This is a genomic window from Rhodosalinus sp., assembly GCF_046542825.1.
Taxonomy (GTDB): Bacteria; Pseudomonadota; Alphaproteobacteria; order Rhodobacterales; family Rhodobacteraceae; genus Rhodosalinus.
Genome location: NZ_JBKHAQ010000035.1, coordinates 1 through 25518, shown reverse-complemented (window position 1 = coordinate 25518; position 25518 = coordinate 1). Strand labels below are relative to the sequence as shown.

Below are 25518 nucleotides of genomic sequence, written 5' to 3'. Positions count from 1 at the left end.
CCGCATGGCGGGACGATGCGGAGACCGTCCGGAATCCTGACGGCATCGACGCGCAGATTTGCGCCTTCCCGGTCGGCGGCGGCTTCAATCCCGACCTCATGGCTATCGTCGATGACGGGGCGGACAGCGATTCGACGCCGCGGATCACCGACCCGCGCACCCGATCCCACCGTCCTCGCGGACGAAATGGTGATCGTCTGATCGGCGGCGCAAGAAGGAACCGGGCGGATGCCCCGGCTCCTACTGCATCAGCGACTGGTAAAAGGCGATCGCCTCTTCAACGTCGGGAAAGTGGAACAGCTGCCCCTGATGCAGCACGACCCCCTCCTCGCAATAGGACCTGATCTGCGAAAGCGAGTGGCTGACCACCAGAGCGCCGGCATGTTTCATCCGTTCCCTGAACACCGCCTCGCTCTTGCGCTTGAACGAGACGTCGCCCACCGCAGTCACCTCGTCCACGAGATAGGTATCGAAACGGATACCCATCGAGGCGCCGAAGCCCAGCCGCGCGCGCATCCCTTGCGAGTAGCTGCGCACGGGCATGTAGTAGTGCTGTCCAAGCTCCGCGAAATCCTCGACGAAGGCGACCAGCGCGTCGGTATCGACGCCGTAGATCCGGGCGATGAAGCGAATGTTCTGCGCACCGGTCAGCTCGCGGTGAAAGGATGAACTCAGGCTCACGGGCCAGGACACGCTGCCGCCGCGGACGATCCGGCCCTTGTCCGGGCGCTGCGTGCCGGCGACCAGTTCGAGCATCGTGCTCTTGCCGGCTCCGTTGCGCCCCAGAAGGCCGATGGACCGCCCGGCCCCGAACTCGATCGACTGGTTGTCGATCACGATCTTGCGTTCGCCTCGCACACGGAAGCTCTTGGTCAGGTTCTCGAAACGGATCATGGCACAGGCTGCCCGGGGCGGTTCACTGCCGATCGCGGATACTGTAGTAAACGAGGGCGAGGATCGCCCAGATCATCGTCAGGAAAAGGGCAGCAAGCCCGAACAGCATCACGCGCTGGGGATACTCCGAGGACTGCGCCAGCGTCGGCCGGACGTAGGTGGCCAGGTAGCGGGTCTGCCGCGACGCATTGTCCCGCGCGATGTCGACCGCGGAGAGCGCCGCGCGATAGGTCTCCTCCGCGAACTCGCGATCGACGACAAGGCTTTCGTATTCCGCCATGAGCGTGGGAAAATCGACACCCGCGCCGGAGACAACGTCAGACGACAGCGTCTCGCGTTCCTGTGCGATCCGGTCCCGGGTCACGTCGATGCGACGCTTGATCTGCACGAGCCTCGGATCGTTGGGATCGGCAACGCCCGACAGCAGATCATATTCGATCAGCGCCTCTGCCAGCTGTTGCTGAAGATTGTTCAGGACGCCGAACTGGCCCTGCACGTCCTCGGTCGGGTCCACGATGCGTGTCCGGGTGCGGAACTCCGTCAACGCCTGGCGCGCGTCGCGCAGCCGCTCCAGCGCGCGGTCCAGATCCTGCTCGGCGTATTGCATGAGGTCTGTACGCGCCTGATCGTTCAGCGCGTTGATCATGATCTGGCTTTCCCGAACGATGGCTTGCGCAACATTTTGGGCGAAACCGGGATCGAAACCGATCACCCGCAACTCGATGAGGCCGGTGGACTGATCGTAGGAAATCCGCACGATCCGTTGCCAGTAGTCGACAAGGTCCTCGATCGTCGCGTCCGGCGGAAGCGCGAAGACGGGATCGTCCGGCCAGTACTGGGAATAGTGCCCGACGATGTCCAGATCCTCGCGTATCCGTTCGACAAGCTCCTGGCTTCGGATGTATTCATAGAGGATGTCGCTGTCCGATTGCTGCCCTGCGCCCGCGAACTCGGCAAGGCCGCCCAGCAGTTCGCTGGCCGATCCTGATTCTTCCTGGCGAACCGTGAAGCCGGTCTTCGACGCATACTGGACTTCTGCCACGAACCAGAGATAGGCACCGATCAGGCAGAGCGGCAGCACCACGATCATTACCAGCGACAGGATCAGTCCGAGGTGTCGGCGATGGACGCGTGCCTCGTCTGCGGCGGGCCGAACCTCGACGACGCCTGGCGGCTGGTTCGGACCGGCCGGACCGGGACCCTTGTTCCACTGGCCCTGGCCGGAATTCTTTTTCTGCTGGTCCTGTCCGGGACCCGTCGGGCCTTCCGCCGGTCCGGGCGCCTTTGGCTTCGGCGTTTCCTGTCCGGGCGTCTCCTTCCTGGCGTTCTCCTGCCCGGCTGCTCCCTGCCGGCCGCCAGCACCAGGCGCCTCGCCCTGCCGGCCGGCGGGTGCCTCAGGCTTCGCCCCGCCCTGCGCCGGCTGACCCGTCGGCGCTTTCTTGGGGCCTGGCGTCTGCGCAGGACCCTGCTGCGGCGCCGGGACCTGCTTCGGGGCCGTGTTGTCCTGCTTGGTCAAGGCGCCATCCGGATGTGACGTGGTTCCAATTTGCCGGAACTCCATACATAATGCCGGTCCGCATTGAAAGCGCACAGGGCCACAGTGACCGCTTCCGCCCCGCACCAGACCCCCAGCCCACGGCCGCCCCGGTTGCGCACCGGCACCTGGCGCACCGTCTTTGCGCTGATGCTGCGCGAGATGTCCACGCGCTACGGGAAGCAGCCCGGCGGCTACATCTGGGCCTTCCTGGAACCGCTCGGTTTCATCGTGATCATGGCGGTGGGCTTCTCGCTGCTGCTGAGGTCTCCCTCGCTCGGGAACAACTTCCTTCTCTTCTATGCGACTGGATACCTGCCGTTCCAGATGTACCAGGCCACGCAGCTTACCGTCACGCGCGCGATCACCTTTTCGAAACCGTTGCTTTCCTACCCCGCGGTGACCTGGATCGACACCATCATCGCGCGCTTCGTGCTGAACGCGCTGACCACGGCGCTGGTCACCTACATATTGCTCACGGGGATCCTGATCGCGACCGACGCGCGCGCGGTGATCGACGCGCCGCCGATCCTCTTGGCGATGTCGCTGGCGGCGCTCACGGGCCTTGGCATCGGGGTGCTCAACTGCCTCGTCATGGGGTTCTTTCCAACATACGACCTCGTGTGGTCGATCCTGACGCGGCCGCTCTTTCTTGCCTCCGCGATCTTCTACATCTACGAGGATCTGCCGCCGCTCGCCCAGAACATCCTGTGGTGGAATCCGCTGGTCCATACCAGCGGCATCATGCGATCCGGGTTCTATCCGATGTACGAGCCGCAGTATGTCAGCGTGCTCTTCGTTCTGGTCTTCGCGCTGGTGCCGCTCTGCCTTGGGCTGCTGCTGCTCAGGCGCTACAACAAGGACATTCTGCTTCGGTGAACGGGCAGATCAGGGCGTCGGCGGCGGCCCTACCCGCGCCAGCAGCGCATCATGCGGCATGTCCGTCCTGCCTGTCAGCCCGTGTGCCACCGCAAGGCTCAGAAGACGAAGATAGGCAAGCCGCGCCCCGCGCTGCCGCCGCACCTTCAGAAGCCACTTCGGAAGCACGAGCAGCAGCGCTGGCCAGAAAAGCGCGCCCGCGGCGCGACGGTACAGGAACAGCAGGTTCCTGTGGTAATAGTAGCTCTTCCACGCAGGGACGAAGCGGCCCGGTTCCGCCGCGAAGGTGGTGCAGTCATGCTCGAACCGGATCTCCGGATGGAAGGCAATGCGCCCGCCCGCCGCGCTGATCCCGAGCGTGTAGAGCCCGTCCTCGCCATAGATAAAGAGCGTGCCGTCGGGATAGCCCGCCCGCTCCAGCACCCCGCGCGACACGAAGAATCCCACGAAGCTCGTGACGTCCACCAGACGCGGGGCGCCCGCGTAGCTGTCGGGCCCGATGTGAAAGCCGTCGCGCCCGCGCAGAAGCGACCGCAGAAAGGTCCGCCCGTGCCAGAACGGGTTGATCGACGGACGATTCATCTCGCAGATCGCTCCGTCCGGATAGTAGACCGCCGCGGCAATCGCATCCCACTGCTCCGGCCGGGCCGAATGGAACGCGGCCAGGGCGCCGGGGTCCGGGCGCCCGTCATCGTCAGTCAGCATCAGCCAGTCGGGATCGAGATGCTGCATCGCGTGGCGCATCCCGGTCTCGAAGCCGCCGGCACCGCCAAGGTTGCGCGCGTGCCGCAGAACCGAGAGGCGCGGGTCGTTCTGTTCTGCAAGCCAGTCCGCCGTGCCGTCCGTGCTGGCGTTGTCGACGACAAGCACGCAGGCGAGCGTGTCGGGCGACGCGTCCAGAAGGCGGGCCACCGTCAGCCGGAGTTGCTCGAGCCGGTTGCAGGTGACGACGATGGCCACCAGCCGACGGTCACGCCGGCCCATCCCTTCGCCGACGGTGTCCTGCATCGCGCTCTCCGGGTTGCCTGGACGGTCTAAGGCCCGAAAACGCCGATGAAGTCAAATGGCCGGTCCGCCGCATTCTCGGGTCCCGCGTCAAGGCCGGGACCCGGTGATGCCTGCGCGACCCACCATCGCGCGCCTCCATGGCACTGCCCCGGAAGGATCGCGTCAGCCCGATCGACGTGCTGACGTTCTCGTGGTCATGGAGCGGAACGGTCGACCGCTGGGGCTCGAACCGCACTGGGAACGCGGTCGCGGCGCGACGGTCAGCGCGCAGCCTGGGTGGCCCGCTCCCGCAGCTTTTCGAAGCCATCCGCGTTCAATGACGGCAGGCTGTCGAAGAGTTCGTAATCGGGCGCGTAGAACGCGCGCATCTCCGCCTGCAGCGAGGGCGGAATGGGCTCCGCGATCTCCCGGATGCGGCTGACGTTCTTGCGCTGCAGCCGGTCGGGCAGGCCGAGCGCATTGCAGATCCGGGCGAAGCCGGCCTCGAGATCGTGATAGGGTATGATGACGTCGGCGAGCACCCGGTCGCCGGAATCGCAGAATATCTGTCGCTGCAGGTGGCGCCGGCCATCCGGACGCGTGATGTTCCAGTCGTTGCGCTCCCAGAAACGCGCAAAGGTCATGTCCTCGGACAGAGGGGCTTGAACGTCATTCCCCTTGCGATAACGATACCACGACAGGATCCAATCTACCGGTTCCCGCATGACGCCGAAGGCGAAGTAGGTCTCGGGGCGGTGCTCCGGCTGGCCGAACAGAGAATCGTAGGCCCTGTAGATCTCCACCAACGGGATGTGCTTGCGCTTTGGGCTGCCTGCGCGGTGGATTTCGGCGTGTTCCATCATCGCGTGCTCGATCGTGGTAGAGGCGCTTTTTGTGTTCGCGACGAAAACGAACCGCTTCTCAACGCCGATGAGCATCTGTCCTTTCTCCTTTCGTGGGACTTACGCGATGCCGGTGTGGCTGAGCCGGCGTGCCGTGAGCGCTGCGACCTGCGCGGCCTCGAACGGTTCGCCGAGAAAGTCGAAAAGCGGGCGGAGCGCCTCTGGGTCCTGCGCGTAGTCGTCGTAGCGCAGTGCGATCGCCCTGTTCCCAAGGTGCTTTTGCATGCGGGCAAAGACGCGCTCGGCTGCCCTGAGTTCGGCCTTGACGGAGGCGGGATCCATCCGGGCCCACCACCCCGACCGGGCCGTCGCCTCGTGCGACCGCGTGTTGAAGACGAAGCGCGGATTGGGGAAGAACCGCGTGATGAAATCGAGGTAGCTCTCCACCTCGCCGCCGGCGAGGTGAAAGCGGATCTCCTTGAAGCCGCCCACCCGCGTGCCCTCGGGCAGGTTCAGCGTCTCGCGCACGAAGACCTCGGCCAGCCCGCGGCCGAGGCGGTCGGGATCGGCCAGTTCGGCGCCGAACCAGGGATGATCGGGCCCCGTCGCCTCGCCGACAGTGCGCGCGCCGCGCATCGGCTCCGCCGACTCGACCGCCGCCCAGGCCTGCGCGATGCCGAAGAGGGCATTGGCGTTCTCGCCGCGGATGCAGTAGCCTGGAATGCTGTTGAGGACGAACTGAAGCAAGGTAGAGCCTGAGCGGCCGTAAGTCGCGATGAAGACATAGCCGTCGCGCGGCGCGTCGAGGGCAGGGGCGTCGTCAGGCATGCGATCTCCGGTTCCGCGCGGCACCGCGCCTTGCGACTGTGTTTAGCGGCCAGCGCAACGCCACTCAAGACGGCGCCTCGACGGCGCGACGAATTCCGCTTCCACCCGCCGGCGCGCTGTCCGAAACTCTGCCGCATGGAACCGGACCGCACACCCCTCATTTCCGTGATTGTGCCCGTGCACAACGTCGAAAATCATGTCGCGGCGTGCCTGGCAAGCCTTCGCGGCCAGACCTTCCAGGATTTCGAGGCGATCGTCGTCGACGACGGCTCGACCGACGACAGTCTTGCGCGGGCACGCGCCGCGGCGGGGGACGATCCGCGGTTCCGCTTCGTCCTGCAGGAAAATCGCGGGCTTTCGGGCGCCCGCAATGCGGGCCTCGACGTCGCGCAGGGCGCTTTCGTGGCGTTTCTCGACAGCGACGACCGGGTCGCGCCGGAATGGCTGGAACGCATGCACGCGGCGCTTGAAGAAAGCGGCGCGCCCTGGGTGGCGACCGCCTTGCGCTATTGCTTTCCGGACGGCGGGACGCAGGACCATTCGGCAATCCACGGTGCCCCGGATCCGATGCCAGGGGCGCAGGCGCGGCTGCATCCGCTTTCGGACTGGCGCGAGGTGGTGCGCCACTTCCCTTCCGCATGGAACAAGCTCTACCGGCGAAGCCTGATCGAGGGGCTGCGCTTCGACGAAGGCACCTGGTTCGAGGATCACGCATTCTATTGGCAGGCTGCGCGCCGGGCCGAGGTCCTCCTGCACCTGCCCGAGCCGCTCTATCTGCAGACGCGCGGGCGGCCAGGCCAGATCACCGCATCGGACTCGGACAGGGTCTTCGACCAGTTCGCGGTGCTGGAAAGATTGCGCGGCATCATGCAGGGCGCAGACAAGACCGGCGCGGCCGAAGGCTTCTCCCGCATCGCGACGCGGCTGCTTTTCGAACGGTCCACCGCCGCGCTGTCCCCGGAGCGCCGGCAGCGCTTCGCGGCGGCGTGCAAGGACTGGCTGGCAGAACAGGGGCTGTCATACGCTCCGGACTGGGACAGCGGGGTCGGGAGTGGCTGGGGCCTTGTCCTGCAGGGGCGGACGCCGCTCAGCGTCGTCATCCCGAGCGACGGGAACGTTGCCCAGCTTGCCGTGACCCTGCGGGCCTTCGCGCCGCTGGACCTTGTCGATGCCGAGCTTCTCGTCGTGGTGGACGAACCGGCGATGGCAGAGCGTGTCGGGCCACACCTTGGGGGACTGCCGCAGGCGCGGGTCCTCGTGCAGGCCGGACAGGGCGCCGGCAGCGCGCGCAACGCGGGACTCGACGCCGCGAAGGGCGAAATAATGGCCTTCGTGGATGCGGGCGATGTGCTGCTTCCCTTCGTGCTCTTCGACCGGGTCGAGGCGCTCTTGCGGGCCGAGGCCGACTTTCTGCACTCGGCCTTCCGCGTGGGCCTGGGCGAAGGCCACCTTCACAGCGGGTTTCACGATACCGAAGGCATTTCGCCCACGACGCGCGCCGGCGGCATCGTGAGCTTTTCCGCCAGCGAGGCTCCGCTGTTGCATGGCCATCCGACGGGAAAGCTGTTTCGCCGGGCTTTCCTGCAGACTCATGGCATCCGCTTCGGGTCCGGGATGCTGCCCGAATGGCAGGTGACGCTGCGCGCCGCGCTCCGGGCGAAGCGCGCCGTCTACATGGCCTGTCCGGGTGCCGAACAGTCAGAGGCGGCAGAGGCGCGGCGGCTGTGGCGCAGCCCGGCACCGGCTGGCGAACTGGCCGCCGCGTTGGGCGCGCTCGAAGCGTCGCTGTCCGCGGATGAGGTGGATCGGCTGCCGCCGGGCTGGCGCCGCAGGCTCTGGGCGCGCGCGGTCTGGGAACGGCTGAATTTCGCTGCGTGGCCCTCTAGCGCGGCGCGCTGGCGCTTCGCGGCGATGGCCGCCCTGCATGCCCGGCGCGCCGGCATCGCGCGCGAAGGCGGCGCGACCGATCCTTTCATCGGAACGACGGTGCGCCGCCTCGTCGGCGGCACGGGTGGCGGCCCGGGCCCGGGGGCGGTTGCATAGCCTGGTCGCACTGCGCATAAGCGATGCGGACGGTGGGTGACGCGAAGGGGACGCGCGCGATGTTGGCCTTTCAGCCCCGCGACAGCGCGCGGTTTCTCTATCGGGCCGATTTCTCCGGCGAGCCCTACGCCAACATCTCGTTCTACGACGTCGAACGTGAGCAAATCCTGTTCCACCTGTCCCTGCGTGCCGACGAAGGGCTGGCGGTCTGCAACCGCCGCGACGCGCGGCCGGACGGGTGGGCGCGCGAGATCCGGCGCAAGGTCGGGCTTGGCCGCGAGGGGGTGCAGGTCGAGATAAGGTTCGCGCCGCCCGAGGTCTCCGTCGCGCTCGACGGACACGAGGTGTTCGCTTTTGGAAAATCGGTGCTGCGGAGCCGGAGATTCCCGAACCTCGAGCGGATCGGCTATGTCGACTTTCAGGGCGGCATCTCGGCCGCGGGGATGGACATCGTCGCGGCGCACCAGACCGTGCCCGAAACGCTGGTTCTGACCGACCGGCTCGAGGTGCGGGGCTGGGTCGTGCTGCCCGAAGGCGCGACGGCGCCGCGCGTCAGGATCAGCGGGCTGGACACGGCCCCCGAGGTGATCGCAAGGCCGCGGCCGCATGTCGTTTCGCGCGGGGGCGCACGCATGCGCGAGGTCGATCTGCGCCTGGTGCTGCCCGGGCGTGCATGGGCCGGTGTGGCACCGGACGCGCCCATCGAGGTGCAGCTGGAAACCTGCGCGGGACCGGTCCCCGCGCTACAACTGACCCGCGCGGCCTGCGCAGATCGGATCGAGGCGATCCTTCGGCAATCCGATCTGCATGCCGATGCCTTCGCGGCGATGCAGGTGATCGAGCATGTGCGCTTCGCCGGGCTGCTGCCGAATCTTTCGCCGGCCGCGCGCGCCGCTCTGGGCGAGGCGGCGGTGTTTTACAGGCTCGAGGCCTTCCTGTTCGCAGACGCGGCGGACGGTGGGGCGCCGCCACCGCATGCGGTGCCGACCCCGCGCGATCCCGACCTTGACGCGGCCTCGGAGGCCCTGACCCGTATCACCACACGCCTGCGCGCCGACCCCGAGGCCGATGCGGTGGCCTTGCTGCGGGAAACGGAGCTTCCCGATGGTGCATGGCCGCAGTTGGTGCTGTCGCTCTCGGAGAGTTTCTGCGCCGCGGGCCGGATGCGATCGCTCTTTGCGCTCACGCCCTCGCACGCGCTGGAAAGCCTGACGCCGGTGGGAGACGACAGGCGCGACTCCGCCATGCTCCCTTTTCTTTTCCTGCAGGGACGGATTGCAGAGTTGCGGGCGGTGCTCTGGCGCCTCGTGCCACCGGGTCCGGGCTGGGTGGTCACTCCCACGTTCGCCTGGGTGGTCGAGGAGGCGCTCCGCGCGCCGGAGATCGAGGAGCGCGACCGCGAGGACATCCTCCATGCCTACATGGACTTCGTGCGGAAGCGGGCAGGCGACTACTGGGCGCGCACGCCCTGCAGCAGCCTGATAAGGACCGCCGTCGCCCTGCTGGAGCACCGGGAGCGGCTGGCAGGTTCCCTGTCCGAGATGCTGCCGGAGTTTGCACTGCAGAGCTATGGCCTGTCGCGCGAGTTCTGGGACCGCGTGGCGGAGCGAGAGCAGGCCGGCCACCTTGTCCTGCCGCCGGAGCTCGTCGCGCGACGCGATGCCTTCGCCGACCTGACGGCCCGTGCGGAGGGCCAGGGAACACCGGTGCACGAGGCGCTGCGCCTCTTCGAACGGGCAGGCAACCCGCAGGCTGAATGGGTGCGGCGGGAGCTGATGGGTCCCGCGGGGCTCGATACCGGCGGTGCGCCGCCCGATCCTGACATGCTGCGGCAGGAGGGCCTGTGCGCAGGCGAAGGCGCGCTGCGCTACATGAGTTTTCCCGGCAGTGCGGAGGCGTCTCCAGCGCTTGCAGCGACTGCGGCCCGTGCCCTGCCCGAGCGATACGAGACGGTGCCGCGCGCGCCCCACTACGTCTTGCAGAAGGACACGGCACGCCGAGCCCAGGCCTTGCTGGCGCGTGTTGCGGCGGGCGGATTTCCCCCGGACGACGCCGAACTCGGGTCACTGGCTGCCGATCTCGCGCTTCTGGGCGGGCGGGGCAGCCAGTTCCTTGGGCTCGGCGTGGCCCTGTCGATGGCGGCCGGCTTCGCGCGCGCGGGCGCAGCCGAGGCCGCGGGACGGATGGCCGACTGTGCTGCCACAATTCGTGAAACGCTGCCGCCCGATGACCTTCGTCAGCTGCCATGGTCGGCTGCCGTGCTCACCGGCCTGCATGCGCTGCGTGAGGCATCGCTGGCGACCCGCAACACCGGCGTGGATCGCGCGCTTGGGCTCTTTCCCTGCGCGGTCGGTCGGTTGCCCGACCGGCGCGATGCCCCCCTGTCGGCGCACTGGGAGGGCGCCTCGCCCCTCTACGACACGCTGGTCTGCGTGTTTTCCTGTGTGCCGAATCTCGACACCCGGGTCGCCGCGATGCGCGCGGGATGGCTGGCGCGCCTGCGCCGGATGGGGGTGCCCCATGTGGTGGTGGTGGGCGACGGCGACGGGCGGATCGAGGGCGATGTCGTGCATCTCGACGCGCCGGACGACTACGAGGGGCTGCCGCAAAAGACGCTGGCCACGATCCGCTGGGTGCGGGACAACACGTCCTTCGGACACCTGCTGAAGATCGACGACGACTGTTTCCTCGACCCGGCGGAGTTCTTCGAAAGCCTGAGCTACCGCAAGTACGATTACTACGGGCGTATCCTGACCCGCCGCCCGGGACAGTTGGACCGCGCGTGGCATTGTCTGAAGGCACGGTCCGAGCGCGGCCGCACCGAGCTCGACAAGTCGCCCGAGCCTTCGACCTATTGCGACGGAGGGTCTGGCTATGCGCTGAGCCGGGCGGCGATGGACGCCGCGCTGGAGGCCGCGGAAAGCCCCGAGGGCCGGCACCTGCTGCAGGTGTCCTTCATGGAGGACAAGCTGCTTGGCGACCTTTTGGCCCTGCGCGGCATCAAGCCGGCGGAGGAAGACTATCGCATCTCGATCCTTCGCAGGACGCATCCGGGGGCAGTGCCCGTCTCGCTGTGGGTCAACGGCTTCCACGCCAGTCGTGCAGCCCCCGTGAAACTGGTGCACCTCGACACCCATCAGGGCCAGGCCGAGGCGCTCGATCGCCTGGACCGCGACGAGCTGAAGCCGAAGAAGGTCTGGCCCAGCTTCAGCCCCGTGCGGCTGGGCTACCAGAGTAACGCGCTCGAGCATGTCGGCCCGCTCGACCGGCTCGACGCGGCGCGAGAGGCCGAGGTTGCGGTGGTGGCCTGCATGCGCAACGAGATGTTCATGCTGCCGCATTTCCTGGAGCATTACCGCCGGCTTGGCGTCGGTGCTTTCCTGATCGCGGACAATCTGTCGGACGACGGCACGCTGGAATATCTGCTCGAGCAGGAGGATGTCGCCCTGTTCTCGGTGGATACCGACTACAGAAAGTCGCATTACGGCGTGGCCTGGCAGCAGGCGCTTTTGTCGAATTTCCGCTACGGGCGCTGGACCGTGGTCGCGGATGCCGACGAATTCCTGGTCTGGCGTCCGGACGCGCGCGGTTCGCTGCCCGACCTCCTGCGGGGCGAGGCCTTCGCCGGGGCCGATGCGGTGCGCGTCTTCATGCTGGATCTCTATCCCGAGGGACGCCTGGAAGACGCGGACTTCCGCAGCGGCGATCCCTTCGCCGAAGCGGGATGGTGCGAGCGCGAGCCGTTCCTGACCGGTTGGCCCGGCCGCGGACCGTTCTCCAACATGGGCACCTGGACGAGCGCCCTGCGCCACAGGCTGATCCCGGGCTCGCGGCCCGACCTTTTCGTGGCGCAGAAGATCGCGCTGCTGCGCTACAATTCCTGGATGCGGCTCTCCGCCGGCCTGCACTTTCTCGCGGACGTCAGGCTGGCGCAACGGGAACTGCTCTTTGCGCATTTCAAGTACACCGCCGATTTCCGGCGCAAGGCGCAGGCCGAGGTCGCCCGCCGCCAGCACTTCAACGATGCCGAGGAGTACCGGAAATACCTTTCGCTCGTCTCGGAGGGGCGCAGCGTGATTCACGACCCCGCCGTCTCGGTGCGATGGACCGCGTGCGGCTTCGTTCGCGAGCGTTTCCAGTAGCCTTGGGCGGCGCGCCACCTCAGGCCCCGTCGGTTTCGGAACCCTGCGCCGCCTCGAGCGGCTGTTCGAGCTTCTTCAGGCGCCGCTCGAGCTCACGGATCTGCTTGCCGTGCATGTCGCGGAGAAAGTGCAGTTCCTGTAGCAGGAAACCGAGAAGCAGTTCCCTCTCGGCCGCCTCGGGCGCTTCGGGCTCGAGCAGATGTGTGCGGAACCTGTCGAAGTCGATCCCGCAGTCAGGCAGCTGCTCGGCCTCGAGGCGTTCGAGGCCCTGCCGGATTCGGTCGGCGGCGCGGCGCATGTCCGGCTCTGGCCGGTCGGCCAGTTCCCGAGCGAAATGGGCCTTGGCGCGGGCAAGCGTGTTGCGGATCGGGTCCCTCGGAATACCCGCATTCTGCATCACGCGCCTGAGTTCCTCGGCACGCGCGTCGAGCCGCGGGTTCGGATCTTTCGCCGGGAAGCGCAGGCCCAGCCAAGGCGACCGCAGCCCCACCGCGCGCAGGAAGTCCACGATCAGTGGGCGACCGTCGTCGGCCGGTGGAATGTAGGGCCTGACCCGCACACGGTCCTTGCCGACCAGATCGATCCAGGGCGCAAGCGCGCTGGCGTAGTCGACATGCACCACCTCCATCGCGTCCTGCACGGCGCGATTGTAGTCCGGGACCTTCTGGCCCATCTTCACGAGCTGGTTGAACCAGGATCGCAGATGGTCGGCCGGCTCGCGGAGATAGACGATCACGCGCACGTCGATGTCCGGCGCCCTGGCCAGGATCCGGCGCAACCGCGCCACCGCCTCCGGGAAGGCCCCCATGCGAATGAATTCCTCGCTGCTGATCAGCGTGGCGGGCTGCCGGCTCTCGCGGACCTCCTTGAAAAGCGTCTCCCAGAACTCCTCCGGCGGCGTATCCTGCGCGAAACCGTGGAGGAGCGTCTTCACGCCCACGGCGCGATAGATCGAGAAGGCGAAGCAGGAGTGCTTGCTGTGCCACAGCTTGAATTCGGCGTAGTTGAGACCCCTGAGCGCCAGAGCCGCGCGATTTCTCTCGCAGAAGACCTGGATTGCCGTCGTGCCGGTCTTGAAATGGCCTATGTGCAGAAAGAGCGTCTTGCGCATCAGTTCAGGACCGCTTCCTTGTGCGGCATGGCGTTCGCCGCGGTGCTGTAGAACCGCAGGAGTTCCTCGGCATGGGCCTGCGTGTCCACCGGCGCCATCGCGTTGCGCCAGTAGGCTGCGGGCTCGACCCGTCCATCGAGCACGGCCTGCAGACGGTCGCGGAAGGCCTCTGCATCCCCGGCGGGGAAGACGAGGTCCGGACAGCGCCCCAACTCGCGCGCGCCGCCCATGTCGCTCGTCAGCAGCGGGATGTGCCGCGCGTGCATCTCGATCGCCACCTGCGGCAGGTTGTCATGCCACATCACCGGAACGACGCCCAGATCCACCCGCTTCAGGATCGTGTCGAGATCGTCGTGGGTGTAGCCATCGAAATGCTGCAGGCCGGCCAGCCCGGACGCGACCTTGTGCAGCTGCGCCATCGTCTCGGGCGGGCCGCGCCGGGCCGCGACCGTCAGATGCACGCGGGAGCCGATCTCCGGCGGCAGCTTCTCCAGCGCGTCAAGCAGGAAATGGAAGCCCTTGTCGCGCCGCATGTAGCCCAGATAGGCGAGCCGCAGCGTCCCGTCGGGGGCGCCAAAGCGGTCGCGCGGGCGCGTCCTGGCGAAGCACCCCGCTTCGGCCGTGCCGATGTAGCTGGTGGCAAGCCGGCCCGGCGCGATGCCGTAGTGCCGTGCCACGCGGCGCACCGCATCCGAAACGCACAGAACGACGTCGCAATGCGTGTTTATCAACCGCACCATCTCCGCGCGACGGTGCGCATAGAGCAGCTCTGCCGCTTCGGCCGGCCGCCTGCCTCCTGACCGGCGCCTCGGCAGCAGTCCGGCCAGCCGGCTGATGTGACGCCCGACCCGCATCGCGTTCAGAAAGATCGTGTCGAATGTGCGGCTGCCGGGACGCAGCCCGGCGCACTTGAGCCGATAGGCCAGCGCGTTGGCAAGGCGCAGGTGCCGCGGGTCATGTCGCCTTGGCAGGCAGGTGATGCAGGCGCGTCCGCCCTCGAAATCCGTGCAGGTCGCGCGCTCCTGCCGCCAGAGGTTCACCTGCGGGCAGACCGGATAGTAGTTGTGCAGCGTGAGGATGACACGCGTCCGGGGCCAGCGCGCCTTGATCGCCAGAACGCGGGCGGGCAGACCCTCGAGGTTGTTGAAATGCACCGCGTCGTAGGGGCCGGTGCGCTCGACGAAGTCGAAGAAGACCGCCTCGGTCTCGGGGTGGTCGATCTGGCGCGGGTCGCCGAAGCTGTGGTGTGCTGGCGCCATCACGCCAGAATTCACGATCTCGTAGCGGCGGTTGCGGTCGCGGTCCGACCCGTGGCGGACCTGCTCCCATCGCGGCTGGGCTTGCTTCAGATCGTAGGATATGCCTGCGGACAGAAAGACGGCCTCGACCCCGCCGCGTCGATCCAGCGCCTCGATCAGGTTGCGCTGATAGATCGTGACGCCTCCGCCGCGCGCTTCATCGTCAAGATAGTCGACCCAGTTGTAGAAGAGGAGTCTCACGCGGTTGGCTCTTCTGCTCCTTGTGCGCCCGGCTGCTCGTGCGGCCCGACCGGCGCGCCCGTTGCACGGACGGCACGACCACGCAAACACGGGCTTGCTGCACGCGCCCACCCCCAACGCACGGTCCCTGCACGCTTATGGTTACTGCCGCAGGGCGCGTCAACCTGATCCCGCGGCGGGCGCCCGGGCGGGTCCGGTCGGTTCGTTCCGCGGAGATCCGCGGCCTCGTCGAGGTGTCAGCGCGCAGGCGGCGGACCCGCTCGTGCGGGTCGACAGGCAGCGTCCATGGCCGGGCAAAGGGGTGGTGGGGCCGGGCCGAGAATCCGCTATACCTGTATGGCGAATACGGCTACCGGATAGGAGATGGTGCCCGGTCTCCGGTGTTCCAGAGGATGTATTGCAGGAAGGAAGCGCATTCATGGTCGCCATTCGTCCCGTCATTCTGTCCGGCGGATCAGGAACCCGCCTCTGGCCCCTCTCCCGCAAGGCCTACCCCAAGCAGTTCACCGCGTTGACGGGCGATGCCAGCCTCTTTCAGGCAACCGCGCAGCGCGTGGCCGGGCCGATCGAGGGCGCAGGCTTCCTTCCGCCGATGGTGCTGACCAACTCGGACTTCCGGTTCATCGTGACCGAACAGCTCCGCGACATCGGCATCGAGCCCGGCCCCGTCCTGGTCGAGCCCGAGGGCCGCAATACCGCGCCTGCGGTGCTGGCGGCCGCGCTTCATGCGCTCCGCGAAGACCCAGAGGCGATCCTGCTGGTGTTGCCCTCGGACCATGTCATGGGCGATCCGGGCGCCTTCCGCGCCGCCGTCGCACGCGGCCTGCCGGCCGTCGGGGCCGGCGATCTGGTGACCTTCGGGATCACGCCCGACCGGCCCGAAACCGGCTACGGATATCTTGAACTCGCCGCGACGCCGGGCGCCGACCTGGCGCCCGTGCGCCTTGCGCGCTTCGTGGAGAAACCCGATCTCGAAACCGCCCGGACGATGGTCCGCGAAGGGCGGCACCTCTGGAACGCTGGCATCTTCCTCTTTGCCGCGAAGGATATCCTCGCCGCCTTCGAGCGTCACGCGCCCGACCTCGTCGCGCCGGTGACCGCAGCGCTCGACGGGGCACAGATCGACCTGGGCTTCTGCCGGCTTGCGCCGGGAGCCTGGGCAGGTGCCAAGGACATCTCGATCGACTATGCGGTGATGGAAAGGGCGCAGAACCTCTCTGTTGTCCCCTACGACGGCGCGTGGTCGGACCTTGGCAGCTGGGAAGCCGTGCTGCGCGAAAGCGATCATGACGCGCAGGGTGTCGCCGTGTCGGGCCGCGCGACGGCGATAGACTGCGAGACCAGCCTGCTGCGGTCCGAGAGCCCCGACCTTGAACTGATCGGGCTCGGGCTGAAGGACGTGATCGCCATCGCGATGCCCGACGCCGTGCTGGTGGCCGACGCGCGGCGCGCGCAGGACGTGAAGAAGGCGGTGGACGCGCTGAAGGCAAAGGGGGCCAGGCAGGCGACCGCCTTTTCGATGGACCACCGCCCCTGGGGCCACTTCGAGACGCTGGCCCTGTCGGACCGCTTCCAGGTCAAGCGGATCGTGGTCAAGCCGGGCGCCTCGCTCTCGCTTCAGTCGCATTTCCATCGCTCGGAACACTGGATCGTGGTGTCCGGCACGGCAAAGGTGACCGTCGACGACGACGTCAGGCTGATCACCGAAAACGAAAGCATCTACGTTCCGCTCGGCTCCGTGCACCGGATGGAGAACCCCGGCAAGCTGCCGATGGTCCTGATCGAGGTGCAGACCGGCTCATATCTCGGCGAGGATGATATCGTGCGCTACGAAGATGTCTATGCGCGCGGTCAGGGCGCAAAGGCCTAGACGGGCCGCTTGCAAGGGTGGCCCCTTGGCGCGCGGCCAGCATCGCCGCCCCAAGGGAGCCGCGGCAGCGCCGGGCGAGGTGGTTCGCCGCGCGCCGCAGGTCCGGCAGCCGCGAAGCGCCGCGGGCAGGCCCGGCCGGCCGTCGATTTCGCGCCGCACAGATCCCGCCAGTACCGGCCGCAACGAAGGGTCGCGCGCGCGGCGATGCCCCGTTGGCGCAGGCCCCGATCCCCGGGGCCCGCGCCAACGGCCGAGATTCGCGCGCGGTCGTTTCCGGTGCGAATCCCGATTGTCTGACGCGCAATCGCCTTGACCAGGCTGTCGAGCGCCTTGGACGTGCAGGGATCGCGGATCGGCGCCGCAGCCCGGGCGGTGCGTGTCAGGCCGCGTGCATCTCCCGGAAAGGGTCGTGCGCCCGGATGCGCCTTCAGCCCGTCCGGTGGCCTGCCGAGGCTCGGCGCCGGTTTCGACACTCGCCGCGCGCGCGCAGGCTATGGTGCATGTCCGGAGCCGGCGGCAGGACCAAGCATCGGGACCGGCCGAAGCGGGGAGCCTGCGAAGGCTGAAATGGCCACCGCGGTTGCCAGTCCCGCGCGCCTAGAACGCGAACCGGGCCTCTTTGACCTGCATCAAGGGGGTTTGCCCGCACCGCTGATAGGGTGACGTAGCGCAAGCAGAGAGGACGATGCGATGCAGAGCGACAACATCCTGAAGCATCACGCCGCGCTCGTCGACCGGATGGCGGGAAGGCTGGGCCTTGATCTCGAAGAGGTCGCGCTGCGTGGCAAACTGTCCGTGGACGAGATCGGCGACGCAGTGCTGACCTGTACCGGATGCTCCAGACCGGGCGACTGCGCGCGGTGGCTCGACGCGCAGGACGAGGCCGCGGCGCATCCCCCCGGATACTGCCGCAACGCCGAGTTGTTCGCCCGGCTGACACCGGTCTGATCCGAACGCGGGAGAGCGCTCATGACCCCTCTTGGCCCCGAGCGCGAGCATTACTGGCGCATGCAGCGCATGGCGCGCGCCGTCGGCGCCGATCCGGCGGCTGCCTCGCGCGCAGGCGCCCTTGACCGGGACGACTGGACCGCGCTCGTCGCGCGCTGCCGTGCATGCCCATGGTCCGACGGGTGCGCCAGTTGGCTTGCGCGCTTCGAGGCAGTGGATCATCCGCCACTGCGCGCGCCCCCCGGCGGATGCATCAATCAGGATACGCTTGCCGCGCTGGCGGCATGCCAGGAAAGAGACTCCAGGAAATGACCAAGCCGATCAAGGGCCCCATGAGCCCCGACCACGCCTTCTGGATCGCGCGCAGCGTGGCGCGGATGCTCAGTATCGACCTCGGCGCGGCGCTAGCCGACGGGCGCCTGACACCCGCGGGCTATGCCACGCTGGTCGCCCGGTGCGAGACCTGCCCGGTGGCGGCGGGATGCCAGCGCTGGCTGGCGCGGCAAAGGTTCGACGCCACCGCACCGATCGAGGGCTGCGCGAACGCGGCGGACTTCGCGGCGCTTGCCGACTGACGGCGCGCGGCCTCAGCGGCTGCGCAGGTTGCGCGCGGAGTCCTTGATCTCGGCGTATTGCCCCGAAGGGCGGAAGCGCCACAGGTAGTCGGGCAGCACGGCCTCCATCGCCGAGGGTTCGATGCCGAGGTCGGCAAAACCGCGCGCGTCCGGGGCGACGACGTTGTCGCGCCGCAGGCTTTTCAGCTGATCGCGGGTCAGCACCCCGTTGTGGATCAGGCCCAGGGTCGCCGTCTCGAGCAGGTCGAAGCCGGCCGCCATAAGCCAGCCCAGCCAGAACGGCAGGCTGAGCACGAGCCGCCGGCGCCGGATCACGCCCAGCATCTGCACCATGAGTTCGCGGAAGCTTTCCACGTCGGGTCCGCCCAGTTCGTAGACGCCGGGTGCGGCCCTGCCGGTCACGCCAAGGACTGCGGCCTGCGCCACGTCGTCCACATAGACCGGCTGAAACCGGGTCGCGCCACCGATCACCGGCAGGATCGGACTGATCCGCGTCATCCCCGCGAAGCGGTTGAAGAAATTGTCCTCCGGCCCGAAGACGACAGAGGGGCGCAGGATCACCGCCTGCGGCATCGCCTCCAGCACGCGACGCTCGCCCTCGGCCTTGGTTCGCTGGTAGCGGCTCGGGCCCTCCGGGTCCGCACCGATGGCCGAGATGTGGACCATGCGCTCGACCCCTTCCTCGGCGGCGATGCGCGCGATCCGCGCCGCCCCCTCGGCCTGCACCGCCTCGAAGGCATTCCTGCCGCGCCAGTCGAAGGTACCGACACAGTTGACCACGGCATCGGCGCCGCGCGCGACGGCGCGAACGCTGGCATCGTCGCGGATGTTGGCAAAGACCGGCTCCACCTGTCCCACCACCCCGTAGGGCCGGACGAAAATGGCTTCGTTCGGGCGCCGCACCGCGACGCGCACGCGCCAGCCCTCCTGCGCCATGCGCCGTGCGATGTAGCGGCCCAGGAACCCCGATCCGCCAAAGATGGTGACGAGCTTGGCCATGACGCCTCCGGCTGGCTTGCCGGGCGGTCATACCGTCCGCGCGGCGGCGAAACAAGGCATGCAGGCCCCGCACCACGAGGGCGCAAAATCCACGTTGACACCGCCCCGACCCGGGTCTATCCCGCGCGCCACGACACCGGCCCAGGTGGCGGAATTGGTAGACGCGCTGGTTTCAGGTACCAGTGGCTTAACGGCCGTGGAGGTTCGAGTCCTCTCCTGGGCACCAAATCCCTGACGAGCTTGGCGCAAGGCCACTTGCCTGCCTCAGCGGCGTGGCAGGCGTCCGGGGACGAAGTCGATTTCCTCCCGTTCCGCTAGACTTTCGAGGCTGTCGTGCAGCAGTTGCAGCGCATAGGCGGGGTTGTGGACGTAGGCGCCGGGGTCCTTCGCCACGAACTGATAGTTGTAGGCGGCCTTCAGCAGGCGGGGTGTCCAGTTTGCGTAGCGGTTGGGGAAGATCGCCTCGCCCTCGCCGATCTCCCCGTCGCCGTCAGTGTCGGTGAAGAAATAGGGGAAGCGGCCGGGCGCGTAGCCGATGGGCGTGCCAACGACCTCTTCGGCGTAGGTGCGGATCGCCGCGTCGAGCTGCCGGTGCAGGCCGATGATCTCGGCATGGATGCCGCCCGCGGTCGAGCCGTCGCCGTCGAAATCGGCGTGGCGCATCCGGATCTCGCGCAGGTCGTCCACCCCCTGATGGCAGCTCAGACAGCCCTCGACGGCGACCTCGGTGTCATGCGCGTCGTGGCAGTCGAGGCAACTGTGCGCGCTGGGCACATGGGCGTAGGTCCCGGCATAGTCGCGGCCGTCGTATTCGTAGCCACCCCGCGTCTCGGCGCCATGCGTCACCGCCGCGGCCACCCCGTAATGCACGTTGATGAAGGACAACTCGGCCGAGACCATGTCCTCCTCGATCTCCGCCACTGCGGCTGCCACGTCATCGCCGGCATGGCGGCCCTGGTGGCAGACGTAGCAGGTGGCGTTCCCGCCCAGGTCCGGCATCGTCACGCCCGATGGGAACGGCACCGCGTCCAGCGCGTGCCCGGCCGAGGTGTGGCACGAGGCGCAGCCGATCACCGTGTTGATCGTGGCGGGATGCTCCACCGACAGCGCCGCGCTGCCGTCGTGGCCCAGGTAGTCCAGCATCCCGGTTTCCGAGTGACAGGCGGCGCAGGCGGCAGGCACCTCGCCCTCGTCGTTCCAATAGGTGAAGGAGCGTGAGCGGTAATCGCCGTGCGGCCCGTCGAGCCAGGCCTCGGTGATGTCCGAGAGGCTGAAATCCTGCGCAGCGGCCGGCAAGGAAAACGGCACTGCCGCCATCGCAGCGGCAGCGGCAAGCGTCGCGCGGGGCCGGAACATGGGCCTTTCTCCTTCGGCGTGCTACTCGGGTGGCGCCGTATCATACGACTGTAACCGTCTTCTGTAACTTGACGGCGCGCATCGCCTGACGCGTCTGCCGCGCCGCCAAGACAGGAAGGATCATGACCGCGCCAGCTCCTCCTGCCCAAAACGACGGCACCGGAACGATCTACGGGACGCCGCTTGCAAGCGCGCAAGACCCGGTGCGGCTGCCCGCGCGCTGGCTTCCGGCCGTCTATCTTGCCGTCTGTCTCGCGCCGCTTGCGCTGGCCTTCCCGCGTCCCGTGGCGCCCGCGCATCCATGGGAGCTTGCCGCGGCGGGGCTGGGCCTTGGGGCGCTGGCGGCCATGGCGGTGCAGTTCGTCACCTCCGGTCGCTTCGAATCGGTGACCGGCGCGCTGGGCATCGACCGGATCATGGCCTTTCACAAGGTCGCGGCGTGGTGGGTCCTTCTGGCGCTCCTGCTGCATCCGGTGGCCTATGTGCTCCCTACCTGGCTCGACGATCCAGCGCTCGCGCAGGAGCGGATGCTGGCCTATCTTGCGATGCCGCACTACCGCAGCGGGGTCGTGGCGCTGGTGGCGCTTGTCCTGCTGGTAATGCTCGGCGCGCTGCGCGAGCGGCTGCCGTGGCGCTACGAGGTCTGGCGCGGGTCGCATCTGATCCTTGCGGTTCTGGCGCTGGGCGGGGGGCTGCACCATGCCGTCACCGTCGGGCGATTCAGCGCAGAGGGGCCGGTCGAGCTCTATTGGTGGGCGATCGGCGCGGGCGCGGTCGCGGTGCTGGGCACGCTCTACGGCTGGCGCTGGCTGCGGCTGCACCGGCGGCCCTGGCGGCTGGCCTCGGTCACGCGGCTCGCCGACCGGCTGTGGGAACTCGACATCCAGCCGGCGAAGGACACACCGCCTTTGCCCTACACGGCCGGGCAGTTCGTCTGGATGACGGTGGAGGGGCGGCGCTTTCCGTTGCTCGACAACCCGTTTTCCATCGCCGACAGCCCGATGCGGCCGGGTATCTCCCTGATCGTGAAAGAGGCCGGGGATTTCACCCGGAGGGTCGGAACGCTCGCGCCCGGCACCGCGATCGGGATCGACGGACCCTATGGCGACTTCACCCTGGAGTCGCACCGCGGCGAGGGGGTGCTGCTGCTGGCGGCCGGCGCGGGCATCGCGCCGATCATGGGGCTTCTGCGCGACCTCGTCGCGCGGGGCGACCCGCGGCCCGTCCGCCTTGGCTACGCCGCGGGCCGGCCCGCCACACTCGCCTGTCTCGACGAGATCGAGGCGGCGAAGGGCGCGCTCGACCTGCGGACCCTGGTGGTGGTGGAAGAGGGCGGCGACCCGGACTGGCCGGGCGACACCGGCCGTCTGGACCGCGACCGGCTGGCAAGGCTGCTCGACGGGCTCGACCCCGCGCGCAGCGTGGCGATGATCTGCGGCCCCGGGCCGATGGTCAGCGCGGTCTCGGATACGCTGCTCGACCTCGGGATGCCGATGGAACGCGTGGTCTACGAACGGTTCGACTATTCCGGCGGCCGGTCGCGCCAGGACCGGCGGCGGATGCGGCGGTTCCTTGCCTTGGGCGCTGTGCTGGGGCTGGGCGTGGCGGCCCTTGCCGCGCTGGCCTGACGGCGGTCAGCCGGGCGCGTGCCCCGGTGCCGCCGCGCTGAACTCGTGCACATAGGTGCCGCCGCGCTGGCTGACGACGTAAAGCGCGCCATCCATCACCGAAAAGATCGCGGTCACGTTGCCGCCGCGCCGCACCTCGGCGCCGCCCTGCACGGAGAGCGCGTTGCGCACCGCCGGCCCGTGATCGAGGATTTCCTGCCGGGTGAAGCCCGTGCGCGCCATCGCGATCGCGATGTCCTGCGCGCCCAGGCGCGCCGTCTCGCGGCTGCTGATCGCGGTCACCGGAGAGAAGTTGCGCGTCACGTTCATGTCGCCGCAGGCCGCGAGCGCGGCAAGGGCCACGACAGGAAGAAACTTCCGCATCCTGCGCCTCATTCGTGATATCCCAATGCGTCGAGCACGGTGGCAAGCTCGGCGCGGAACACCTCTTCGTTGACGGTGCCCAGCGATGGCGGCCGCGATCGACCCGTGCGGAATCGCTCGTCGTCCTGCCCCACCAGCGTCGCGGTGACGAAGATCGCGACCTGCTGGGACTTGCTGCTGGCGGTGTCGGTGCGCCCGAGCAGGGGCAGCTTCATCAGCCCCGGGATACCGCGGCGGGTCTGCTGGTTGCGCAGGTCCGACAGCCCGGCCACGGCCGCGGTGCCGCCGTTCTGGATCTGAACCGTGTTCTCCACCGTTCGGCGGTTGACCACCGGCAGGTTCCGTTCGCCGCGCGCCACCACGTCCGATACCTCGAGCTCCATGTCGAGCGTGAGCGTTCCGTCTCGGCCCACCTGCGGGGTGATGCGCAGGATGGTCCCGGTCTCGATCTCTTCCAGGTCCGAGCGGATGAACGCCTCGTTGTCCGAGAGGATCTGGAAGAATTCCGCCGTGGTCACCCGGATTTCCGATTCCAGCCCGTCCTGCGCCAGCACCTGGGGGCTTGCCACGATCGAGGCCTGGTTGTTCTCGGACAAGAGGTTCAGCGTCAGCGTCAGCGCGTTGGTGAAGGCCCGCCCGCTGGTGTAGCCCAGCGCGATCTCCGAGATCTCGGTCATGTTCTCGGTGCGGTTCAAGCCCGCGCTCAGCCCCGGCGGCTGGAACTCGGTGCCGATGTCGAGAAAGGCGTTGGTGTCCAGCACCACCACCCGCGCCTCCAGCATGATGTGGCGGCGGGCCTGGTCGAAATCCGCGATGTCGGCGTGGATCTGACGTGCGACGTTGGGAGGCGCGTTGACCGACAGCGTGTTCGAGGAGTTATCGGCGCGCACGAATTCGTTCAGGCTTTCGGGCAGCAGGTTCATCACGGCCTCGGCAGTGATGTGGTCGAGCTTGATCAGCCTCGTCTGGTAGACGTTGCGCGTGTCCACGTTCTTGGGCGGCAGCGGGCGGTCGAGCCTCCGGATCAGCCCGATCGCCTCCTGCCGGGCCGACGCGGGGCCGCTGACCGACAGGCTGTTGCGCTCGGCATCCACGCGGACATACCCCTGCAGGCGCGACGGCAGAAGCTCGCGCGCGTTTTCGGCAGAGACATGGGTGAGCGCCATGAACACCGTCTGCTCGGTGTTGGGCCGGTCCAGCGCCGCCACGTCCTCGGTAACGATGCGCAACAGATCGGGCGGCGCCGTGACCACCAGCCGCCCGTTGCCGGTATCGGCGCGCACATATTTGCGCAGCGGCTCCACCAGCAGCTCGCGCGCGGTCTCGGCCGGCAGGTGGCGCAGGTCGATGATCTCGGTCCGCGCGACCTGTGCGAACAGGTCGGTGCGGATGTCGGGGTTGTAGACCAGATAGTATGTGGGTTGCCGCACGAGGCGATAGGGCGTGCCGGCCAGCAGCAATTCGATGGCCTCGTCCAGCGGGCGGTTCTCGATGGTGGCGGTGACGATCCCCTGCACGCTGGGATCGGCGACGATATTCTCACCGGTCTGTGCGGCGACGTCCTCCAGCGCGGTGCGCAGGTCGGTCTGGAAAAATACGTTATCGACGGCCGGCTGGCCTTGCGCCTGCGCCGGCTGGGCGAGGACGATTCCCAAAGCCAGAAATGCCCCCGCAACGAACCCGCCGAGCGAGTGACTCAGTTGCATGTTTCTCTGCCTCAATATGCCCGCCGGTATTCTCCGGCTTCGTGTGCTGATGCCCGCCTGACTCTTGCGGTTCTCTTCCGGCGGACGGCATCGTTTTTTCTTTCCGTATCACGCAGCGCGTGCTCAACAAAGACTTTCTGACGGCCTGTCGCATAACGACCGAACCGACTGTCATCATTTTGCCACCCTTTGCCGCAGGGCGGGTCCGGCCGGGCCGGACAACATGTCATGTGACATGCTCTTTCTTGGGGCAGAGCCTGCGAGAGCAGGGCAAGATCGCATCCGAAGGACGCTCGATGCCTGCAAGAGTCGCCGAAAGACGCCGGAGACGATGTCCGTCGCAACCTGTGATTTATTTTACGACATATCACTCAACTGAACGAGGAATTTTGTAACCTGCGCCGTCACTGGAATGCAGTCAGGGCGCCGGCTCTCGCATTTTTTCAAGTCGACCGGAATTTTCCAGTCCCTGTCCTTTTTTCGCCGCTTTTTCCCTTGATTGTCCTCATCGGCAGGGCTCGGAACCGACCTGAATGGCGACCGCCCGGGCCACGAGCAGAACCGAACGAATGGAGGACAGGATGAAAGCTCTTTTTGCAACCGCGGGCGGTCTGGCGCTTCTGGCCAGTGGCGCACTCGCAAACCCGGTGACCGAAGCTTCGGACACGGTCACGCTCAACGCCGTCGTGCAGGACTACATCGCGATCACGAACACGTCCGACTCGACGCTGACGGTCGCAGACGTGACCGCGGGCTCGGGCGTGAATGGCAACAACAATGACACCAACGAGAACAAGGAAGACAAGGCGCTCTTCACCGTCATCGCAAACGTGGAATACGACATCGTGCTGGACTGGGAGACATGGGACGACGCGGGCTATACCAACCCGACGTCCGGCTATTCGCAGGCCAACTACTACAACGATGGCGCAAAGTGCTCCATCGGTGGCGGGATCAAGCTCGACCCGGACCCGGAAGGCGGCGCACATGATAACGACGCGCTTCCCGGCGGCGGCACGGGCACGATGACCTACGACCAGGGCGTGCCAACCTTCGGCCACGAGTACGGCATCGGCACGGAAGCCTCGCCCAACATCACGACCTGTGACGGCGACATCGCCGCGCCCGGCACCTATTCGCTGGAAGTCGCCATCACGGTCAGCAAGGCAGACACCTGATCGGCGCCGATCTCCCAAGCAAGCTGCGAAAGGGCCGCCATGGCCCTTTCGTCGTCACGTGGATGTGCGAAGATGCCGGCCTGTGATCGCGCCGGCATGGGAAGCGAATGATCTCTGGAACACCTCTGGCCTCTGC

General features: G+C 67.7%; 20 protein-coding genes and 1 tRNA gene. 10 read left to right on the top strand and 11 right to left on the bottom strand.

Annotation, left to right across the window (positions count from 1 at the left end; translation table 11 throughout):
- Positions 1–240: 240 nt before the first annotated feature.
- Both ACLFOB_RS06730 and ACLFOB_RS06725 read right to left on the bottom strand, forming a co-directional pair.
- Positions 241–894: an ABC transporter ATP-binding protein gene (locus tag ACLFOB_RS06730; RefSeq protein WP_410917328.1), complete on the bottom strand. Its 654-nt coding sequence runs from the start codon at positions 892–894 to the stop codon at positions 241–243.
- A 22-nt stretch (positions 895–916) separates the two neighbouring features.
- A complete protein-coding gene (locus ACLFOB_RS06725; RefSeq protein ID WP_410925582.1) occupies positions 917–2515 on the bottom strand; it encodes a sugar transporter in 1599 nt (532 codons plus the stop codon).
- Between the two features lie 27 nt (positions 2516–2542).
- Between ACLFOB_RS06725 and ACLFOB_RS06720 the strand changes: the two genes are divergently transcribed.
- Positions 2543–3307, top strand: a complete 765-nt coding sequence (locus ACLFOB_RS06720) for an ABC transporter permease (RefSeq protein ID WP_410917326.1) — start codon at positions 2543–2545, stop codon at positions 3305–3307.
- A 9-nt stretch (positions 3308–3316) separates the two neighbouring features.
- Here ACLFOB_RS06720 and ACLFOB_RS06715 read toward each other — a convergent pair whose 3' ends face one another.
- The 3 genes from ACLFOB_RS06715 to ACLFOB_RS06705 form a co-directional block, all read right to left on the bottom strand.
- Entirely contained in the window at positions 3317–4315 is a 999-nt protein-coding gene (locus tag ACLFOB_RS06715; protein WP_410925581.1) for a glycosyltransferase, read from the bottom strand.
- Positions 4316–4575: 260 nt separating this feature from the next.
- Positions 4576–5232 (bottom strand): sulfotransferase family 2 domain-containing protein, encoded by a 657-nt coding sequence (locus tag ACLFOB_RS06710; protein WP_410917324.1) that lies wholly within the window; start codon positions 5230–5232, stop codon positions 4576–4578.
- 24 nt (positions 5233–5256) lie between these two features.
- The gene (locus ACLFOB_RS06705) at positions 5257–5964 is read right to left on the bottom strand and encodes a sulfotransferase (RefSeq protein ID WP_410917323.1); all 708 of its coding nucleotides are present in this window, start codon (positions 5962–5964) and stop codon (positions 5257–5259) included.
- 135 nt (positions 5965–6099) lie between these two features.
- On the opposite strand from ACLFOB_RS06705, the gene ACLFOB_RS06700 reads away from it, so the two are divergent.
- Together ACLFOB_RS06700 and ACLFOB_RS06695 are read left to right on the top strand one after the other, a co-directional pair.
- Complete coding sequence (locus tag ACLFOB_RS06700) at positions 6100–8007, top strand: glycosyltransferase family 2 protein (RefSeq protein ID WP_410925580.1); 1908 nt, start codon at positions 6100–6102, stop codon at positions 8005–8007.
- Positions 8008–8066: 59 nt separating this feature from the next.
- Complete coding sequence (locus ACLFOB_RS06695) at positions 8067–12149, top strand: glycosyltransferase family 2 protein (protein WP_410925579.1); 4083 nt, start codon at positions 8067–8069, stop codon at positions 12147–12149.
- A gap of 19 nt (positions 12150–12168) precedes the next feature.
- Here the strand turns inward: ACLFOB_RS06695 and ACLFOB_RS06690 are convergent, their stop codons facing one another.
- A complete protein-coding gene (locus ACLFOB_RS06690; RefSeq protein ID WP_410917366.1) occupies positions 12169–13260 on the bottom strand; it encodes a sulfotransferase family protein in 1092 nt (363 codons plus the stop codon).
- Positions 13260–14759, bottom strand: a complete 1500-nt coding sequence (locus ACLFOB_RS06685) for a glycosyltransferase (RefSeq protein WP_410925578.1) — start codon at positions 14757–14759, stop codon at positions 13260–13262. The genes ACLFOB_RS06690 and ACLFOB_RS06685 overlap by 1 nt, the downstream gene beginning before the upstream one ends.
- Positions 14760–15177: 418 nt before the next feature.
- On the opposite strand from ACLFOB_RS06685, the gene ACLFOB_RS06680 reads away from it, so the two are divergent.
- The 4 genes from ACLFOB_RS06680 (at position 15178) to ACLFOB_RS06665 (ending at position 18152) form a co-directional block, all read left to right on the top strand.
- Complete coding sequence (locus tag ACLFOB_RS06680; RefSeq protein ID WP_410925577.1) at positions 15178–16629, top strand: mannose-1-phosphate guanylyltransferase/mannose-6-phosphate isomerase; 1452 nt, start codon at positions 15178–15180, stop codon at positions 16627–16629.
- Between the two features lie 690 nt (positions 16630–17319).
- The gene (locus ACLFOB_RS06675; protein ID WP_410917369.1) at positions 17320–17577 is read left to right on the top strand and encodes a DUF6455 family protein; all 258 of its coding nucleotides are present in this window, start codon (positions 17320–17322) and stop codon (positions 17575–17577) included.
- Positions 17578–17598: 21 nt separating this feature from the next.
- A complete protein-coding gene (locus ACLFOB_RS06670; RefSeq protein WP_410917370.1) occupies positions 17599–17889 on the top strand; it encodes a DUF6455 family protein in 291 nt (96 codons plus the stop codon).
- Entirely contained in the window at positions 17886–18152 is a 267-nt protein-coding gene (locus tag ACLFOB_RS06665; protein ID WP_410917371.1) for a DUF6455 family protein, read from the top strand. Before ACLFOB_RS06670 ends, ACLFOB_RS06665 begins: the two co-directional genes overlap by 4 nt.
- A 12-nt stretch (positions 18153–18164) precedes the next feature.
- On the opposite strand, the gene ACLFOB_RS06660 is transcribed toward ACLFOB_RS06665, so the two are convergent.
- On the bottom strand, positions 18165–19151 hold the full coding sequence (locus ACLFOB_RS06660) for a complex I NDUFA9 subunit family protein (RefSeq protein ID WP_410917372.1): 987 nt from the start codon (positions 19149–19151) through the stop codon (positions 18165–18167).
- Positions 19152–19290: 139 nt separating this feature from the next.
- On the opposite strand from ACLFOB_RS06660, the gene ACLFOB_RS06655 reads away from it, so the two are divergent.
- A tRNA-Leu gene (locus ACLFOB_RS06655) sits at positions 19291–19377 on the top strand.
- 38 nt (positions 19378–19415) lie between these two features.
- Here ACLFOB_RS06655 and ACLFOB_RS06650 read toward each other — a convergent pair.
- Positions 19416–20507, bottom strand: coding sequence for a polyheme membrane-associated cytochrome C (locus ACLFOB_RS06650; RefSeq protein ID WP_410925576.1), 1092 nt, complete (start codon positions 20505–20507; stop codon positions 19416–19418).
- A gap of 122 nt (positions 20508–20629) precedes the next feature.
- On the opposite strand from ACLFOB_RS06650, the gene ACLFOB_RS06645 reads away from it, so the two are divergent.
- On the top strand, positions 20630–22135 hold the full coding sequence (locus tag ACLFOB_RS06645) for a ferric reductase-like transmembrane domain-containing protein (protein ID WP_410925575.1): 1506 nt from the start codon (positions 20630–20632) through the stop codon (positions 22133–22135).
- Between the two features lie 6 nt (positions 22136–22141).
- Here the strand turns inward: ACLFOB_RS06645 and ACLFOB_RS06640 are convergent, their stop codons facing one another.
- Both ACLFOB_RS06640 and ACLFOB_RS06635 read right to left on the bottom strand, forming a co-directional pair.
- Positions 22142–22498, bottom strand: a complete 357-nt coding sequence (locus ACLFOB_RS06640; protein ID WP_410925574.1) for a hypothetical protein — start codon at positions 22496–22498, stop codon at positions 22142–22144.
- Positions 22499–22506: 8 nt separating this feature from the next.
- Positions 22507–24204: a secretin N-terminal domain-containing protein gene (locus tag ACLFOB_RS06635; RefSeq protein WP_410925573.1), complete on the bottom strand. Its 1698-nt coding sequence runs from the start codon at positions 24202–24204 to the stop codon at positions 22507–22509.
- A 581-nt stretch (positions 24205–24785) separates the two neighbouring features.
- On the opposite strand from ACLFOB_RS06635, the gene ACLFOB_RS06630 reads away from it, so the two are divergent.
- Positions 24786–25382, top strand: coding sequence for a hypothetical protein (locus tag ACLFOB_RS06630; protein ID WP_410925572.1), 597 nt, complete (start codon positions 24786–24788; stop codon positions 25380–25382).
- Positions 25383–25518: the final 136 nt, after the last annotated feature.

Bases quoted from the DNA above. Each gene is read 5' to 3' on its own strand.
- ACLFOB_RS06730 (WP_410917328.1), bottom strand. From the start codon at position 894: ATGATCCGTTTCGAGAACCTGACCAAGAGCTTCCGTGTGCGAGGCGAA.
- ACLFOB_RS06715 (WP_410925581.1), bottom strand. From the start codon at position 4,315: ATGCAGGACACCGTCGGCGAAGGGATGGGCCGGCGTGACCGTCGGCTG.
- ACLFOB_RS06710 (WP_410917324.1), bottom strand. From the start codon at position 5,232: ATGCTCATCGGCGTTGAGAAGCGGTTCGTTTTCGTCGCGAACACAAAA.
- ACLFOB_RS06705 (WP_410917323.1), bottom strand. From the start codon at position 5,964: ATGCCTGACGACGCCCCTGCCCTCGACGCGCCGCGCGACGGCTATGTC.
- ACLFOB_RS06700 (WP_410925580.1), top strand. From the start codon at position 6,100: ATGGAACCGGACCGCACACCCCTCATTTCCGTGATTGTGCCCGTGCAC.
- ACLFOB_RS06695 (WP_410925579.1), top strand. From the start codon at position 8,067: ATGTTGGCCTTTCAGCCCCGCGACAGCGCGCGGTTTCTCTATCGGGCC.
- ACLFOB_RS06690 (WP_410917366.1), bottom strand. From the start codon at position 13,260: ATGCGCAAGACGCTCTTTCTGCACATAGGCCATTTCAAGACCGGCACG.
- ACLFOB_RS06680 (WP_410925577.1), top strand. From the start codon at position 15,178: ATGGTCGCCATTCGTCCCGTCATTCTGTCCGGCGGATCAGGAACCCGC.
- ACLFOB_RS06675 (WP_410917369.1), top strand. From the start codon at position 17,320: ATGCAGAGCGACAACATCCTGAAGCATCACGCCGCGCTCGTCGACCGG.
- ACLFOB_RS06670 (WP_410917370.1), top strand. From the start codon at position 17,599: ATGACCCCTCTTGGCCCCGAGCGCGAGCATTACTGGCGCATGCAGCGC.
- ACLFOB_RS06665 (WP_410917371.1), top strand. From the start codon at position 17,886: ATGACCAAGCCGATCAAGGGCCCCATGAGCCCCGACCACGCCTTCTGG.
- ACLFOB_RS06660 (WP_410917372.1), bottom strand. From the start codon at position 19,151: ATGGCCAAGCTCGTCACCATCTTTGGCGGATCGGGGTTCCTGGGCCGC.
- ACLFOB_RS06650 (WP_410925576.1), bottom strand. From the start codon at position 20,507: ATGTTCCGGCCCCGCGCGACGCTTGCCGCTGCCGCTGCGATGGCGGCA.
- ACLFOB_RS06645 (WP_410925575.1), top strand. From the start codon at position 20,630: ATGACCGCGCCAGCTCCTCCTGCCCAAAACGACGGCACCGGAACGATC.
- ACLFOB_RS06640 (WP_410925574.1), bottom strand. From the start codon at position 22,498: ATGCGGAAGTTTCTTCCTGTCGTGGCCCTTGCCGCGCTCGCGGCCTGC.
- ACLFOB_RS06635 (WP_410925573.1), bottom strand. From the start codon at position 24,204: ATGCAACTGAGTCACTCGCTCGGCGGGTTCGTTGCGGGGGCATTTCTG.
- ACLFOB_RS06630 (WP_410925572.1), top strand. From the start codon at position 24,786: ATGAAAGCTCTTTTTGCAACCGCGGGCGGTCTGGCGCTTCTGGCCAGT.